Consider the following 15,080-nt stretch of genomic DNA (forward strand, 5'->3'; position numbering starts at 1 on the left):
ACAGTTTCACCTGCCGGGCGACCGGTGCGCGGGGGTCACGCTGCCGGGGCGGCAACTACGCTGACACCGTGCGCCTCCTGATCGTCTCGGACACCCACCTGCCGAAGCGGGCCAGGGAACTTCCCGCCCCGCTCCTCGACGAGATCCCGCGCGCCGATGCCGTCCTGCACGCGGGGGACTGGGTCGACACCGCCACCCTGGACCTGCTGGAGAGCCGCAGCCGCCGGCTCGTCGGCGTGTACGGCAACAACGACGGCCCGGCTCTGCGCGCCCGGCTGCCCGAGGTGGCGTACGCCTCGCTCGGCGGCCTGCGCTTCGGGGTCGTCCACGAGACGGGCGCCGCCCAGGGGCGCGAGGCCCGCTGCGCCGCCCGCTTCCCCGACCTGGACGTGCTGGTCTTCGGCCACAGCCACATCCCGTGGGACACCCGCGCCGACACCGGCCTGCGCCTGCTGAACCCGGGCTCCCCGACCGACCGCCGCCGCCAGCCGTTCTGCACCTACCTCACCGCGACGGCGGCCGACGGCCGGCTGACCGACGTGGAACTGCACCGACTGCCCCGCCGGGCCTGAGAGGCGCCGCTGGTCCTCCCGGGTGAGCGACACGCCCGGCCCGTGTCCGCCGGGCGGCCCGCCGCGTTGCTGAGGGCATGATCTCAACACGACGTATCGTCGCCGCCGTCGGCCTCGCCGCCGGGGTCACCGCCCTCGCCGCGCCGCTGGCGAACGCGGCCGACGTGAGCGCGCCGGAGTCCGGCAAGCTCAGCCCCATGCGCACCCTCGACTCGCTCGCCCTGGGCGACCTGCCCGACGAGCAGGTCCGGGAGCTGCCCCGGCCCTCCCAGCAGCTGAACCGGCTCAACGACCTCAACCAGCTGCGGCAGGTCACCGGCCTGGTGTCCCCGCTGTTCGGGGCGGTCCCGGCCCTGGGCTGACCCGGCCGACCGCGACGCCGAGGGCCGTCCCAACGGGGCGGCCCTCGGCGCTGATCGGCGGCGCTCGCGGACGCGTAGGGTCGGAGGGGAAACGGACAGTGGCCGACGAAGGGGTCAGGACCATGGCGCAGGAAGTACGCGGCGTGATCGCACCGGGCAGGGACGAGCCGGTGCGGATCGAGACGATCGTGGTGCCCGATCCCGGCCCCGGCGAGGCCGTGGTCCGGATCGAGGCGTGCGGCGTGTGCCACACCGACCTGCACTACAAGCAGGGCGGCATCAGCGACGACTTCCCCTTCCTGCTCGGCCACGAGGCCGCGGGCACCGTGGAGTCCGTCGGCGCCGGCGTCACCGACGTCGCCCCCGGCGACTTCGTGATCCTCAACTGGCGCGCCGTGTGCGGTACCTGCCGGGCGTGCACCCGTGGCCGGCCCTGGTACTGCTTCGACACCCACAACGCCGCGCAGAAGATGACCCTGGCCGGCACCGGCCAGGAGCTCTCCCCGGCCCTGGGCATCGGCGCCTTCGCCGAGAAGACGCTGGTCGCCTCGGGCCAGTGCACCAAGGTCGACCCGGCCGTCTCCGCGCAGGTGGCGGGGCTGCTCGGCTGCGGCGTCATGGCCGGCATCGGCGCCGCGATCAACACCGGGAACGTCGGCCGCGGCGACACCGTCGCCGTCATCGGCTGCGGCGGGGTCGGCGACGCGGCGATCGCCGGCGCCCGGCTGGCCGGCGCGGCGAAGATCATCGCCGTGGACATCGACGACCGCAAGCTGGCGACCGCCCGCACCATGGGCGCCACCCACACCGTCAACTCCCGCCAGGGTGACCCGGTCGAGGCCATCCGCGAGCTGACCGGTGGCTTCGGCGCTGACGTCGTCATCGAGGCCGTCGGCCGTCCCGAGACCTACCAACAGGCGTTCTACGCCCGGGACCTGGCCGGCACCGTCGTCCTGGTCGGCGTGCCGACCCCGGAGATGAAGCTCGAACTGCCGCTCCTCGACGTGTTCGGACGCGGCGGCGCCCTCAAGTCCAGCTGGTACGGCGACTGCCTGCCCTCCCGGGACTTCCCCATGCTCATCGACCTCCACCTCCAGGGCCGCCTGGACCTCGCCGGCTTCGTCAGCGAGACGATCCGCCTCGACGAGGTGGAGAAGGCGTTCGAGCGGATGCACGCGGGCGACGTCCTGCGCTCGGTGGTGGTGCTGTGATGACCGCCCGCATCGAACACGTCGTCACCTCGGGGAAGTTCACCCTGGACGGCGGCAGCTGGGACGTCGACAACAACGTGTGGCTGGTCGGCGACGACCACGAGGTGATCGTCATCGACGCCGCCCACGACGCGGACGCCATCGCGGCGGCCGTGGGGGAGCGTCGGCTCAAGGGCATCGTCTGCACCCACGCCCACAACGACCACGTCAACGCCGCGCCCGCGCTGGCCGACGCCACCGGCGCCGTCATCTGGCTGCACCCCGACGACCTGCCGCTGTGGCGGCTGACCCACCCCGACCGCGAGCCGGACGCCTGGCTGACCGACGGCCAGGTCATCGAGGCGGCCGGCGCCGACCTCACGGTCCTGCACACCCCCGGCCACGCGCCCGGCGCGGTCTGCCTGTACGACCCCGGGCTCGGCACGGTGTTCACCGGCGACACCCTCTTCCAGGGCGGGCCCGGCGCCACCGGCCGCTCCTACTCGGACTTCCCGACGATCGTCGACTCGATCCGCGACCGGCTGCTCACCCTGCCGCCCGGCACCGAGGTCCGCACCGGCCACGGCGGCTCGACCACCATCGGCGCCGAGGCCCCGCACCTCGACGAGTGGATCACGCGCGGCCACTGACTCCGAGCGGGAATCCGAGCGGGAATCCGAGCGGGAAAAGGAGACAGAGGACGTCCGGCTTTCCGGGCAGGCTCGACCACGACACCCGCGCCGGACCGCGCGCGGGCGCTCGTACGGGAGAGGAACGGAAGCCGGACATGACAGCACCACTCGACGGACGGGTCGCACTGGTCGCGGGGGCGACCCGGGGAGCCGGGCGCGGCATCGCCGTGGAACTCGGCGCGGCCGGTGCCACGGTCTACGTCACCGGCCGCAGCACCCGCGCCCGGCGCTCGGAGTACGACCGGCCGGAGACCATCGAGGACACCGCCGACCTGGTCACCGCGGCCGGCGGCCGGGGCGTGGCGGTGCCCACCGACCACCTCGACGCGGCGCGGGTGCGGGACCTCGTCGACCGGATCGCCCGCGAGGCGGGCCGGCTGGACATCCTGGTCAACGACATCTGGGGCGGTGAGGCCCTCTTCGAGTGGGAGACCCCGATCTGGGAGCACGACCTCGACAAGGGGCTGCGGCTGCTCCGGCTCGCCGTCGAGACCCACGCGATCACCAGCCACCACGCGCTGCCCCTGCTGCTGCGCCACCCGGGCGGTCTGGTCGTGGAGGTCACCGACGGCACCGACGACTACAACCGCGACCACTACCGCAACTCCTTCTTCTACGACCTCGCCAAGTCCTCCGTCCTGCGCATGGCCTTCTCCCTGGGCCACGAACTCGGCCCGCGCGGCGCCACGGCCCTCGCGCTCACCCCGGGCTGGATGCGCTCGGAGATCATGCTGGACCAGTTCGGCGTGCGCGAGGAGAACTGGCGCGACGCCCTCGCCCAGGAGCCGCACTTCGCCGTCTCCGAGTCGCCGCGCTACGTCGGCCGCGCCGTGGCCGCGCTCGCCGCCGACCCCGACGTGGCCCGTTTCAACGGCCGTTCGCTCTCCAGCGGCGGCCTCGCCCGGGAGTACGGCTTCACCGACCTCGACGGCAGCCGGCCGGACGCCTGGCGCTACCTGGTCGAGGTGCAGGAGGCGGGCGGCCCGGCGGACGCCACCGGCTACCGGTGAGGCGGACCCGCCGACGAGGCGGACGCCGGGCGTGCGGAATGTCACTGTTCGGTCCCGTCGCCGGGCGGCGGGCAACCGTGCGGGCGCGAGGCCGGTCTAGCAGTCGGGGAGCAGCGCCGCGGGCGTGACTTCCCCGACTCGTCCGCACCATCGACGCGAAAGGTGATCGGCCATGGGGGACATACGCCGACGGGGAACCGTCGCCCTCGGGCTCACCGCACTGGTGACCCCGCTCACGCTGGCACTCGGCACCGCTCCGGCCCAGGCCGCGAGCTGCTCCACGCAGACCGGCCCGTACCAGAAGAAGGTCGAGAAGTTCCTCGGCCGCCCGGTCGACGGCAAGCAGTCCGCCGCCGACTGCACGGCGATCCGGGCCTTCCAGACCAAGCACGGCATCACCCCCGACATCGGCTACGCCGGGCCGATCACCTGGGGCGTCATGGATCTGATGACGAAGCAGAAGGCGGTCGGGAAGAACCCGAACAAGTCGGGCAAGTGTCCCGTCAACAAGGGCCGCATCGCCTGCGTCGACCTGACCCTCCAGCTGAGCTGGATCCAGGACGGCAAGACGCTCAAGTACGGCCCGGTCCCGGTGCGCACCGGCCGGAACGGCTACGAGACCCGGACCGGCCTGAAGAAGGTCTACTGGCGGCACATCGACCACGTCTCGTCGATCTACCACGTGGCCATGCCCTACAGCCAGTTCTTCGACGGCGGCCAGGCGTTCCACTCGGTCGGCGTGAGCATGTGGAACCCGCCCGGCTCGCACGGCTGCGTCAACATGACCAAGACGGACGCGAAGAAGTACTGGTCGCTGCTGAAGAACGGCGACGACGTCTTCGTCTACGGCCGCAAGCCGGGCACCTGACGGGCCGGTCCGGACGACGGCGGCGTGAGTGAACTCACCGACGGGACTTGACAGATGTGCTGGTCGACGTGATCAGGGACACGGTCTGTTTTGTCCGATTGGCTCGGGATTACTCACGCCGCCTTCACGCCCGGGCCCGTATGCTTCACACCATGTCCACCACTGTTGAACCGTCCTCCGAGCGATCGGCGGCCGAGGTCAACGAGGAGATCCGGGCCCTGTGGCTCCGGTCGGGCGGGACACTGAGCGTCGAGCAGCGCGAGGAGTATCAGCGGCTCGTCATGGAGTGGGCCGGCGCGGCCTGACCCCGCCTCCCCGGAGACCGCTTCCGCCTCCTCGGCAGCCCGGCCGCCAGCGCGATCAGACTCCCCGCGACCACCAGCATTCCGGGCCCCAGGGCCCGGCGCCCGGTCGGCCGGGCCGGTACCGGCCCGGCCTCCCGCGTCGGCGCCACCAGCAGGCGCACCCCGAGCGAGGTCAGCGCCTCGGTCAGCGGCTGGAAGAACGTCGTGCCTCCGCGCAGGCAGTCACCGCTGCCGCCCGACGTCAGGCCGAGCGCGATCCCCTCGGAGAACAGCGGACCGCCGCTGTCCCCGGGTTCGGCGCACACGTCCGTCTGGACGAGCCCGGTGACCGTGCCCTCCGGGTAGTTCACCGTCGCGTCGAGAGCCGTCACCCGACCGTCCCGCAGCCCGCTGGTGCTGCCGCTGCGGAACACCCGCTGCCCGACGGCCGGTTCACCGGCGCCCGTGATCCGCACGCCCTTGCCGCCGCCGACCGCCACCACGCCGGCGCCGCTCCCGGCGGTACCGCTCGCGTAGGCGATGAGGGAGAAGTCGTCGCCGGGGAAGCCGGCCGCGACCGTCGTCCCGAGCCGCCCGCCGTCCTTACCGGCCGACCACAGCGTGCCGGTGGGACCGCAGTGCCCCGCGGTCAGCACGAAGTCCCTTGTGCCGTCGGTCACATCGAACCCGGCGGAGCAGCGCCCGGTCGCGGACCGGATCGGCCCGGCCCCGGCGAGCCGGGTGGTGAACGCGCCCGCCACGCGCTCGCCCCGGACGAAGTCACCGATGCCCCGCGCGATGCCGGTCAGCCGGGTCCAGTCGGCGCCGGAGACGGTGCTGTCGCCGCGTACCACCACCTCGTTCGCGCGGTAGTCGAGCGCCCAGGCCGTCCCGCTCACCCGGGGTGCCGCGCGCAGCCGCGCGGTGGCCGACCTCAGCTCGCGCATGCTGTGCCGGACCAGCCGCGCCTCGGCCCCGGCCCGCCGCACCTCCGCACCGGCCGCGTCGTCGGTGACCGCGACGACCGTCCGCCCGCCGGGCCCGGTCCACTGGCCCGCGGTGCGGGCGGGGCCGAGCCGGGCGACGAGGCCGACCCCTGCGGACGACGGGGCGGTCACGGCCTGGGTCGGCGGCGCCGGTCCCGCCGGCTCGCTCGCCACCGCCCGGCTGACCAGCACCGTGCCGGCCAGTAGCCCACCGACGGCCGCCAGCCGCGCCGCGCGCCGGACCGCACCGCGTCGTACCTGCCTCATACGTCTCTCCCCGGGGCCAGGAACGCGGCGCCGATCGCCGCCGGGCGACCGGAGACCGGACGCCCCCTCCCCGTACGCGGCCCGGCGCGAACCGGTTCACCTCGGGCCCCGAGCACGCCTAGACTCACGCCCCATGGACGACGCGTCGGCGGCCCGCCTCGGGGCGGGCAAGTATCTGCTGGTCACCAGCTACCGCAAGGACGGCACGCCGGTCCCGACCCCGGTGTGGGTGGTGCGCGACGGCGCGACACTCGGGGTGTGGACGGCCGCCGACTCCTTCAAGGTCAAGCGCATCCGCAAGCGCCCGGACGTGCTGATCGGCCCCTGCGATCTGCGCGGCAACCCGACCGGCGAGCAGGTGCCCGCCACGGCGGAGATCGTCGACGCGGCCGACGCAGGGCGCTACCGGCAGCTGCTCGCCCGCAAGTACGGGATCGTGGGCCGCCTCACCCTCTTCGGCAGCCGGCTGCGCCGGGGCCTGGACGGCACCGTGGGCATCAGGATCACGCCGAACTGACCTGCCCCGCCCGCCGGTTCGGCTCAGGTCCAGGCCCGGAAGGTCTCGTCCACCAGCTGGAAGACCGGCTCGCCCCGCACCGGGTCGGCGGCCGTGGCCAGCCGCACCCGGTCGCCGCTGTGGATGCCGATGAGCGGGCCCATGACCCGGCCGCGCACCACGAAGCCCTCGGCCATCTCGATCAGCGACACATTGCGCGCGGCCGGGGAGTTGCGGTGCACCACGGTGGCGTGCCGCACCGTCCCGGTGCCGTCGCTGCGCTCGGTCCGCAGGTCGCTGCCGCGGCACACCGGACACAGCACCCGGTGGTACATCGCGGTGGCGCACCAGGTGCAGCGCTGGAAGACGATGGCCTCGCCGTCCCCGGCCGCCGGATCGAGCAGGCCCGTCGCGGAGCCGGGCGCCTGCTGGACGAGGTTTCCTGAGTGGCTGTACACGCTGGTCGACTCCCTGCACTCGGGCCGGAATCCGTGCGCGCGGTCACCCGGGCGCACGGGTGCTCGGCTCGCCGTGCCACCGTGCACGGACTCAGCGTATGGCACTGAGTGTCAGTCGTAAAGGCACTGCGTACCCTCGAATGCCCAACGGGCGGCGGGGCGGACGGCGGTCACTCGCGCCCGAACGCCGCCTCCACCTCCCGCACGACCTGCCACAGGGGCGCGCCCCGCCGAGCGGCCACGACCACCACGTCCGCGGGGCCCGCCGCGCGCGGCGCCACCGGGGCGCCGGACGCGTCCTCGAACATCGCCTGCGCGAGGCCGAGCGCGTGGTCCACCGCGGCCCGCGGATCCTCGCGCTCGCCCGAACGCAGCCAGGAGCGCAGGCCGTTGTTGTGCGCCGCGACCACGGCCGCCGCGATCATGTCGGCCCGCAGCGTGCCGTCCGCGCGCCCGGACAGCCGCCCGCGCAGGTGCGCCGCCAGCGCGCGCTCGTAGCGCCACACCACCGACAGCTCGTACGCGCGCAGCCCCGGCACCTGCCGGGTGAGGTGGTAGCGCTGCACCGAGAAGGCCGGGTTCTCGGCGTACATGCGCAGCACCAGCCGGGCCGCGTCGCAGACCCGGGCCACCGGGTCCGCGTCCTCGGGGGAGGCGGCGAGGAAGGCCGTCATGTCGGCCAGGCAGCGCTCGTGGTCGGGGAAGACCACGTCCTCCTTGGAGGGGAAGTACCGGAAGAACGACCGGCGTCCGACCCCGGCGAGCGTGACGATGTCCTCCACCGTCGTCCGCTCGTAGCCCCGCTCCAGGAAGAGCCGGAAGGCCGCCGCGACCAGGGCCTCCCGCATCGGCGGCCGCTCGCCCGGCGGATCGGCCGGGCTCCCGCGGCCGGGCGCCGCGCTGCTGGTGCTCATGAAGGCGAACGTAGCAGCCGGACGCCTCCCCTGGCACTCGGTGCCGCCGGGTGAGGGAACCGGGTGCCCTCACCCTCCCGACCGGCCGGTCACGTACGATCGGGCCCCGCGTCACCCCGAGGAGCCCCCGTGCCGTCCGCCCGCCCGCGCATCCTGTACGTCACCGACCTGGCCTATCCGGCCCGCGGGCGCCGCTACTGCGACGAGGACATCCACCTGACCTCGCGGCTGCGCGCCGACTTCGACCTCGCCCTGTGCCATCCCCGGGACGCCGCCGCCCTGTTGGACGCCTTCGACGCCGTCGTGGTGCGCAACAGCGGGCCGGTGCTCGAGCACCGCGACGCCTACGACGCCTTCCGCCGGCGGGCCGCCGAGACCGGGACCCGGGTCTACAACCAGCTCACCGGCCGGGCCGACATGGCCGGCAAGCAGTACCTGCTCGACCTGACCGAGGCGAGCTTCCCGGTGATACCCACCGCGGACCGCCCGGCGGACCTGCACCGGCTCGGCGCGCCGCGCGAGTACGTCGTCAAGCCCAAGCTGGGCGCCGACTCCATCGGGCTGCGCGTCGTTCCCGCGGCCGATCTGCCCGCCGCGGTGACCGAGGAGGAGTGGGCGGCGCGGGGCGTCCTCGTCCAGCCGCGGATCGACTTCGCCTACGAGGTCTCCTTCTACTTCGTCGACGACGCCTTCCAGTACGCCCTGTACGCCCCGCACCCCGACCGCCGCTGGCAACTCGAGACGTACGAGGCCACCGCCGAGGACCTGGCCTTCGCCCGCCGCTTCATCGAGTGGAACGGCGTCGAGCACGGCGTCCAGCGCGTCGACGCCTGCCGCGCCCCCGACGGCGGGCTGCTCCTGGTCGAGCTGGAGGACCTCAACCCCTACCTGTCCCTCGACGCCCTCGACGACCCGGCCCGCGACGCCTTCGTCACCGCCCTGACGGCCGCCCTGCACCGCCTCCTGGCCGACTAGCGGGTCAGCGCGGCGCCCGTTCGGCCAGTGCCTCGGTCACCGCGCGGACGCTGCGCGCGATGTGCTGGAGCTGGAGCACCTCGGCCGCGTACAGCTTGACGGTGTGCTCGATGACCGACTCCGGCAGGCCGAGCCTGGGCAGGTCCGCACGGGCGGTCTGCAGGGCGGTGCGGGCCACCCGGATCTCGTGCTGGACCTGGATCTGCGCGTGCCGCGCGAGCAGCACCGGGTGGCGCAGGAACGCCGGGTAGCCGGCGTAGCGGTCCGGCACCAGTTCCCGCAGCCACCTGGCGGCCGAGCGTTCCCAGTCGTAGCTGCCGGGGCGCTTGACCTGGCACGGCCAGTCCGGCCTGGTGCGCGTGGACGTCAGGGGCATGATCATCGCTTCCGGTGGGCGGGCGGTGGCGGCCCCGGCCCAGGGGATGACCGGGGCCGCCTCGGACAGCGCGCAGGCGGTGCCCGGCGGAACACCACGGTCCACCGGAGCGGGTGGGATACGGCGGGGCGGTGTTTCGTGAGCAGTATTTATATATGCCTTGCAGTTTGCAAGACGTATGAAAACATTCATGCTAGCCGGGCGGTTCGACCAGGTCAGTCGCGCAGGAAGAACTGGTGCTGGTCGGCGACCTGCTCGTACTCCTCCAGGCGGGCCTGCGTCCGCTCCGGGTCGGCGTCCGTCATGGCCTGGAGCAGCGCCGCGCACATCACGCCCGGCGCCGCGTAGGAGTCGAACACCAGCCGGGAGCCGGTGCCGGTGGCGAAGGTGACGTCCGCCTCGTCGACCACCGGGCCGAGGGCCAGGTCGGTGATCAGCGCCACCTTCAGCCCGGCCCCGCGCGCCACCCGCACCGCGTTCAGCGTCTCCTGGGCGTGCCGGGGCATGGAGAACGCCAGCACCCAGGCGCCGCCCGCCTCCCGGGACTGCAGCAGCGCGTCGTAGGCGACGCTGCCGCCCCGGGTCACCAGGCGCACGTCCGGGTGGACCCGCCGGGCGGCGTAGGCGAAGTACTCGGCCAGCGAGCCGGAGATCCGCAGCCCCAGCACCGTCAGCGGGGCCGAGGCGGCCAGCTCCCGGCCGACCCCGATCACCCGGTCGGCGTCCGCGAAGTCGCGCCGCAGGTTCTCCAGGTTCTCGATCTCGGCGTCCACCGCGGCCTGCAGTTCGTTGCCCCGGTCCTCCTCGTCCGGCGCACCGCCCCGGGTGCCCAGCGCGATCGCCTGGAGCCGCTCCCGCAGCGCCGGGTAGCCGGTGAAGCCGACCGCCGAGGCGAACCGCGTCACCGACGGCTGGCTGACCCCGGCCCGGTCGGCCAGCTCCGTGATCGACAGGAACGCCGCCTCGGGGAGGTGCTCGATCAGGTACTGGGCGATGCGCCGCTGGCCGGGGGAGAGGCGGGGCCGGTGGAAGAGGGTGCGCAGCCGGGAGGAGGCCGAGACCTCCGTCGCCGGGGCCGCCCGTCCCGAGGTGATCGCCGCGGCCTGCGCGCGTGCCTGCTGCGACGTCGGCGCGGGCGCGCCCCGGTTGTCTTCCACGCAGGTCAACATAGCCCAGGCCGCGCGGCCGTCCGGGCGGGGTGAAGTCGGCGGGGGTAGTCCCGTGCCGAGCGGGCACCCGCTGGACAGGCACGGCAACCGCCCCCCAGACCCCGGCAGGTGACGACGCATGGGCGCCATCAGCGCTCTCGAGAAGGCCCTGGAGACCCGACTGGAGGCGCTGTGGGCGCGCGTCTTCGACAAGGATCCCGTCGAACTGCTCGACGCCCTGCGCAGCGAGTGCGACCGCCACGCCGTGGTCTGCTCCGCCGACCGGGTCGTGGTCCCCAACGCCTACGACGTCGCGCTCGCCGCCGTCGTCCACGAGGAGCTGGCCCGGCACGCCGGCCCGGTCGGGCAGGTGCTCACCGACAGCCTGGTCCGGCACGCCGAGCGGCACGGCTACGAGTGGGCCGGACCGCTGGCCGTGCACATCACCCGCTCCGACGCCGTGCCCAACGGCCGCTACCACGTGGCCAGCAGCGTGATGCCGCACGTGACGGCCGGGGGCTTCGCGCACGCGGCGACGTGATGCCGTGACCGCGCCCCCGCACGCAGCGGTTCAGCCCGCCGGCCGGGGCAGCGCCACCGCCCGCACCACCAGGTCGGCCCGGTCCCGGGTCGCGGCGACCAGGCCCGCGTTGCGCCGGTCGGAGCCGAGCACCCAGGCCCGCGCGGCCTCCGGCGACTTCCCGAACTCCTCGTGCCGGGCCACCAGCCGGCGCACCCGCTCGGCCTCGTCGAGCTCGCAGAACCACACCTCGTCGAGCCGGGACCGCACCCGCGCCCACGCGCCGGTGCCGAGGAGCAGGTAGTTCCCCTCCGTGACGACCAGCCGCGCCGCCGGCGGCACCGGCACCGCCCCCGCCAGCGGCTGCTCGAGGACCCGCTCGAAGCCCGGCGCGTACACCGTCTCCCGCCCGGCCTCCGCCCGCAGCCGGCCGAGCAGCGCCGCGTACCCGGCCGCGTCGAAGGTGTCCGGCGCGCCCTTGCGGCCCCGGCGGCCCAGCCGGTCCAGCTCGGCGTCGGCCAGATGGAAGCCGTCCATCGGCACGTGCGCCGCGAAGCCCTCGCCCGCCCCGTTCAGCTCCCGCACCAGGGCCTCGGCCAGCGTCGACTTCCCCGCGCCGGGACTGCCGGCGATGCCGAGGAGCGCCCGCCGCCCGCCGGCGGGCAGGGCACGGGCGCGGGCCACGAGGTCGGCGAAGTTCGGCGGCACAGCTCACAGTGTGTCACCCGGTGGGATCCGCCCGGGCGGGGAAGTGTGAGCGGTATGACGACCCAGCTCGGACTTCCCGACGACATCCAGGCCTGCCTCTTCGATCTCGACGGGGTGGTCACCAAGACGGCGGTGGTGCACGCCGCCGCCTGGAAGGAGACCTTCGACGCCTTCCTGCGCGAGCGGGACGGCGCCGACTTCCGCCCCTTCACCGACTCCGACTACGACGAGTACGTGGACGGGCGCCCCCGCGCCGACGGCGTGCGCTCCTTCCTCGCCTCCCGCGACATCGAGCTCCCCGAGGGCACCCCGGACGACCCGCCGGACGCGCGGACGGTGAACGGGGTCGGCAACCGCAAGAACGAGCTGGTCCTGGAGAAGATCCGCACCGACGGCGTGCAGCCCTACGACGGCACCCTGCGCTACATCGACGCGGTGCGCGCCGCCGGGCTGCGCACCGCGATCGTCTCCTCCAGCGCCAACACCGTCGACGTCCTGCGCTCCATCGACGCCGAGCGCCTGTTCGACACGCGGATCGACGGCGTCGTGGCCCGCGAGCGGAACCTGCCGGGCAAGCCGAAGCCCGACACCTTCCTGGCCGCCGCCCGCGACCTCGGCGTCGAGCCGGGGGCCGCCGCCGTCTTCGAGGACGCCCTGGCCGGCATGGACGCCGGCCGCTCCGGGCACTTCGGCTACGTCGTCGGCGTCGACCGGGTCGGCCAGACCGAGGCGCTGTACAAGCACGGCGCCGACCGCGTCGTGAAGGACCTCGCCGAGCTGGGGGAGCACTCGTGATCACCAACCGGACCTACACCGTCGAGCCCTGGGCGGTGCGCGAGACGGCCCTCAACCTGGACCTGCTGGCCCAGAGCGAGTCGGTCTTCGCCCTGTCCAACGGGCACATCGGCTGGCGGGGCAACCTCGACGAGGGCGAACCGCACGGTCTGCCCGGCAGCTACCTCAACGGCGTCTACGAACTGCACCCGCTGCCCTACGCCGAGGCCGGCTACGGCTACCCGGAGTCCGGCCAGACCGTCATCAACGTCACCAACGGCAAGCTGCTTCGGCTCCTGGTGGACGACGAGCCGTTCGACCTGCGCTACGGACGGCTCGTCAAGCACGAGCGGACCCTGGACCTCCGGCGCGGCGTCCTGGAGCGGGTCTGCGAGTGGACCTCGCCGGCCGGCTCCACCATCCGGGTGCGCTCCACCCGGCTCGTCTCCCTCAGCCAGCGCGCCATCGCCGCCGTCGAGTACTCGGTCGAGCCCGTCGACAGCCGCACCCGCGTGGTCATCCAGTCCGAACTCGTCGCCAACGAGTCCCTGCCCGACCCCGACGGCGACCCGCGCACCGCCCGGGCCCTGCAGTCCCCGCTGGAACCGGAGGAGGACCTGGCCGTCGGCTCCCGGCTGCGCCTGGTGCACCGGACCCGGAACAGCGGCCTGCGGGTCGCCGTCGCCGCCGACCACGAGGTGGACGGCCCCGAGTCGACCACCACCGCCAGCGAGAGCAACACCGATGTGGCGCGGCTGACCATCACCTCCGTCCTGGACCCGGGCCAGCGGCTGCGGGTGCGCAAGACCGTCGCCCACGGCTGGTCGGGCGTGCGCTCCCGGCCCGCCATGAGCGACCAGGTCGAGGCCGCCCTCGCCGCCGCCGCGCACAGCGGCTGGGACGGCCTGGTCGCCGAGCAGCGCTCCTACCTGGACGACTTCTGGGCCCGCGCCGACGTCGAGGTGGACGGCGACGAGGAGATCCAGCAGGCCGTCCGCTTCGCCCTCTTCCACGTCCTCCAGGCCGGCGCCCGCGCCGAGCAGCGGGCGATCCCGGCCAAGGGCCTGACCGGCTCCGGCTACGACGGGCACGCCTTCTGGGACACCGAGATGTTCGTGCTGCCCGTGCTCACCTACACCGAGCCCCGGGCCGTCGCCGAGGCGCTGCGCTGGCGCCAGGACACCCTGCCCGCCGCCCGCGACCGGGCCGCCCAGCTCGGCCTGCACGGCGCCGCGTTCCCCTGGCGCACCATCGACGGCTCCGAGGGCTCGGCGTACTGGCCGGCCGGCACCGCCGCCTTCCACGTCGCCGCCGACATCGCGCACGCCGCGGTGCGCTACACGGCGGCCACCGGCGACTACGACTTCGAGCGCCGCACCGGCCTAGAACTCCTCGTGGAGACCGCCCGGCTGTGGCGCTCGCTCGGCCACCACGACCACCACGGCGTCTTCCACATCGACGGCGTCACCGGACCGGACGAGTACAGCGCCATCGCCGACGACAACACCTACACCAACCTCATGGCGCGGGCGAACCTGCTGGCCGCCGCCGACGCCAGCGAACGCCACCCGCAGGAGGCGGCGAACCTCGGGGTGGACGACGAGGAGAGCGCCGCCTGGCGGGACGCCGCCGAGTCGGTGAGCATCCCCTACAACGACGAGCTGGGCGTCCACGAGCAGCACGCGGGCTTCACCCGCAACCAGCGCTGGGACTTCGCCCGCACCGACGCGGACCAGTACCCGCTGATGCTGCACTTCCCCTACTTCGACCTCTACCGCAAGCAGGTCATCAAGCAGTCCGACCTGGTCCTCGCGATGTACACCTGCGGTTCCTGGTTCGACGCCCACTGCGACGAGGACCAGATCGCCCGCAACTTCGCCTACTACGAGCCGCTGACCGTCCGCGACTCCTCCCTGTCCGCCTGCTGCCAGGCCGTGGTCGCCGCCCAGACCGGACACCTGCGCCTGGCCTACGACTACGCGGCCGAGGCCGCCCTGATGGACCTGGCCGACCTGGAGCACAACACCCGCGACGGGCTGCACATCGCCTCCCTCGCCGGGACCTGGATGGCCCTGGTCGCCGGCTTCGGCGGCACCCGGCGCGACGGCGCCAGCCTGCGCTTCACGCCCCGGCTGCCGGAGAAGTTCAGCCGCCTGGCCTTCCGCCTCCAGTTCCGCGGCCGGTGCCTGCGGGTGGAGATCGTCGCGGACAAGGCCACGTACACCCTGCTGTCCGGGGAGCCCCTGACGCTGCATCACCACGGCACGCCGGTCGCGGTGAACGGCGACGGACCGGTCGGCTGCCCGATCCCGGCCGCCGAGCGGCGCCCCACCCCGGAGCAGCCCCCGCACCGCCGCCCGAACGCTCGCTGACCTCCCGGGCCCGGCTCGGGTGGCCGGGAATCGCCCTGCGCGCCCGCCGGGCCCGGGTTAGGTTGCTCAAGATCGTTCCCTTCCCGGCCCGCGGGAAGGGAGCGGGCT

General features: G+C 74.0%; 18 protein-coding genes. 12 read left to right on the forward strand and 6 right to left on the reverse strand.

Going from position 1 to position 15,080, the window contains the following annotated elements; all coding sequences use genetic code 11:
* Positions 1–68 precede the first annotated feature (68 nt).
* The 7 genes from ACGFZL_RS16075 (at position 69) to ACGFZL_RS16105 (ending at position 4,999) form a co-directional block, all read left to right on the forward strand.
* Positions 69–572 carry a metallophosphoesterase gene (locus ACGFZL_RS16075; RefSeq protein WP_355173454.1) on the forward strand — a complete coding sequence of 168 codons (504 nt, stop codon included), beginning with the start codon at positions 69–71 and terminating at the stop codon, positions 570–572.
* Between the two features lie 77 nt (positions 573–649).
* Positions 650–934, forward strand: coding sequence for a hypothetical protein (locus ACGFZL_RS16080; protein WP_393692107.1), 285 nt, complete (start codon positions 650–652; stop codon positions 932–934).
* 122 nt (positions 935–1,056) lie between these two features.
* Positions 1,057–2,145: an S-(hydroxymethyl)mycothiol dehydrogenase gene (locus ACGFZL_RS16085; RefSeq protein ID WP_393692109.1), complete on the forward strand. Its 1,089-nt coding sequence runs from the start codon at positions 1,057–1,059 to the stop codon at positions 2,143–2,145.
* Positions 2,145–2,774 carry an MBL fold metallo-hydrolase gene (locus ACGFZL_RS16090; RefSeq protein ID WP_393692111.1) on the forward strand — a complete coding sequence of 210 codons (630 nt, stop codon included), beginning with the start codon at positions 2,145–2,147 and terminating at the stop codon, positions 2,772–2,774. The genes ACGFZL_RS16085 and ACGFZL_RS16090 overlap by 1 nt, the downstream gene beginning before the upstream one ends.
* A 137-nt stretch (positions 2,775–2,911) precedes the next feature.
* Complete coding sequence (locus ACGFZL_RS16095; RefSeq protein ID WP_393692113.1) at positions 2,912–3,826, forward strand: SDR family oxidoreductase; 915 nt, start codon at positions 2,912–2,914, stop codon at positions 3,824–3,826.
* 172 nt (positions 3,827–3,998) lie between these two features.
* Positions 3,999–4,694, forward strand: coding sequence for a L,D-transpeptidase family protein (locus tag ACGFZL_RS16100; protein ID WP_355173464.1), 696 nt, complete (start codon positions 3,999–4,001; stop codon positions 4,692–4,694).
* Positions 4,695–4,846: 152 nt separating this feature from the next.
* Positions 4,847–4,999: a hypothetical protein gene (locus ACGFZL_RS16105; RefSeq protein WP_355173669.1), complete on the forward strand. Its 153-nt coding sequence runs from the start codon at positions 4,847–4,849 to the stop codon at positions 4,997–4,999.
* On the opposite strand, the gene ACGFZL_RS16110 is transcribed toward ACGFZL_RS16105, so the two are convergent.
* Entirely contained in the window at positions 4,963–6,231 is a 1,269-nt protein-coding gene (locus ACGFZL_RS16110) for a S1 family peptidase (protein ID WP_393692115.1), read from the reverse strand. The genes ACGFZL_RS16105 and ACGFZL_RS16110 overlap by 37 nt on opposite strands.
* 133 nt (positions 6,232–6,364) lie before the next feature.
* Here ACGFZL_RS16110 and ACGFZL_RS16115 point away from each other — a divergent pair, with 133 nt between their 5' ends.
* A complete protein-coding gene (locus ACGFZL_RS16115; RefSeq protein WP_393692117.1) occupies positions 6,365–6,748 on the forward strand; it encodes a PPOX class F420-dependent oxidoreductase in 384 nt (127 codons plus the stop codon).
* 23 nt (positions 6,749–6,771) lie between these two features.
* Here ACGFZL_RS16115 and ACGFZL_RS16120 read toward each other — a convergent pair whose 3' ends face one another.
* Positions 6,772–7,185 (reverse strand): zinc ribbon domain-containing protein, encoded by a 414-nt coding sequence (locus tag ACGFZL_RS16120; RefSeq protein ID WP_355173470.1) that lies wholly within the window; start codon positions 7,183–7,185, stop codon positions 6,772–6,774.
* A 170-nt stretch (positions 7,186–7,355) separates the two neighbouring features.
* Positions 7,356–8,099: a TetR family transcriptional regulator gene (locus ACGFZL_RS16125; protein ID WP_393692119.1), complete on the reverse strand. Its 744-nt coding sequence runs from the start codon at positions 8,097–8,099 to the stop codon at positions 7,356–7,358.
* A 129-nt stretch (positions 8,100–8,228) separates the two neighbouring features.
* Between ACGFZL_RS16125 and ACGFZL_RS16130 the strand changes: the two genes are divergently transcribed.
* A complete protein-coding gene (locus ACGFZL_RS16130; protein ID WP_393692121.1) occupies positions 8,229–9,074 on the forward strand; it encodes a hypothetical protein in 846 nt (281 codons plus the stop codon).
* A gap of 4 nt (positions 9,075–9,078) precedes the next feature.
* Here ACGFZL_RS16130 and ACGFZL_RS16135 read toward each other — a convergent pair whose 3' ends face one another.
* Both ACGFZL_RS16135 and ACGFZL_RS16140 read right to left on the reverse strand, forming a co-directional pair.
* Positions 9,079–9,456, reverse strand: coding sequence for a hypothetical protein (locus ACGFZL_RS16135; RefSeq protein ID WP_355173663.1), 378 nt, complete (start codon positions 9,454–9,456; stop codon positions 9,079–9,081).
* A 209-nt stretch (positions 9,457–9,665) separates the two neighbouring features.
* Positions 9,666–10,607 (reverse strand): MurR/RpiR family transcriptional regulator, encoded by a 942-nt coding sequence (locus ACGFZL_RS16140; RefSeq protein WP_393692123.1) that lies wholly within the window; start codon positions 10,605–10,607, stop codon positions 9,666–9,668.
* 130 nt (positions 10,608–10,737) lie between these two features.
* On the opposite strand from ACGFZL_RS16140, the gene ACGFZL_RS16145 reads away from it, so the two are divergent.
* Positions 10,738–11,139, forward strand: a complete 402-nt coding sequence (locus tag ACGFZL_RS16145) for a DUF3662 domain-containing protein (RefSeq protein ID WP_355173478.1) — start codon at positions 10,738–10,740, stop codon at positions 11,137–11,139.
* Positions 11,140–11,169: 30 nt separating this feature from the next.
* Here ACGFZL_RS16145 and ACGFZL_RS16150 read toward each other — a convergent pair whose 3' ends face one another.
* Positions 11,170–11,826: a nucleoside/nucleotide kinase family protein gene (locus tag ACGFZL_RS16150; protein ID WP_393692125.1), complete on the reverse strand. Its 657-nt coding sequence runs from the start codon at positions 11,824–11,826 to the stop codon at positions 11,170–11,172.
* 54 nt (positions 11,827–11,880) lie between these two features.
* Here ACGFZL_RS16150 and ACGFZL_RS16155 point away from each other — a divergent pair, with 54 nt between their 5' ends.
* Together ACGFZL_RS16155 and ACGFZL_RS16160 are read left to right on the forward strand one after the other, a co-directional pair.
* Positions 11,881–12,621, forward strand: a complete 741-nt coding sequence (locus tag ACGFZL_RS16155) for a beta-phosphoglucomutase family hydrolase (RefSeq protein ID WP_393692127.1) — start codon at positions 11,881–11,883, stop codon at positions 12,619–12,621.
* Positions 12,618–14,972, forward strand: a complete 2,355-nt coding sequence (locus ACGFZL_RS16160; RefSeq protein WP_393692129.1) for a glycoside hydrolase family 65 protein — start codon at positions 12,618–12,620, stop codon at positions 14,970–14,972. The genes ACGFZL_RS16155 and ACGFZL_RS16160 overlap by 4 nt, the downstream gene beginning before the upstream one ends.
* Positions 14,973–15,080 lie beyond the last annotated feature (108 nt).

The organism is Streptomyces sp. NPDC048182, from assembly GCF_043202555.1.
Taxonomy (GTDB): Bacteria; Actinomycetota; Actinomycetes; order Streptomycetales; family Streptomycetaceae; genus Streptomyces.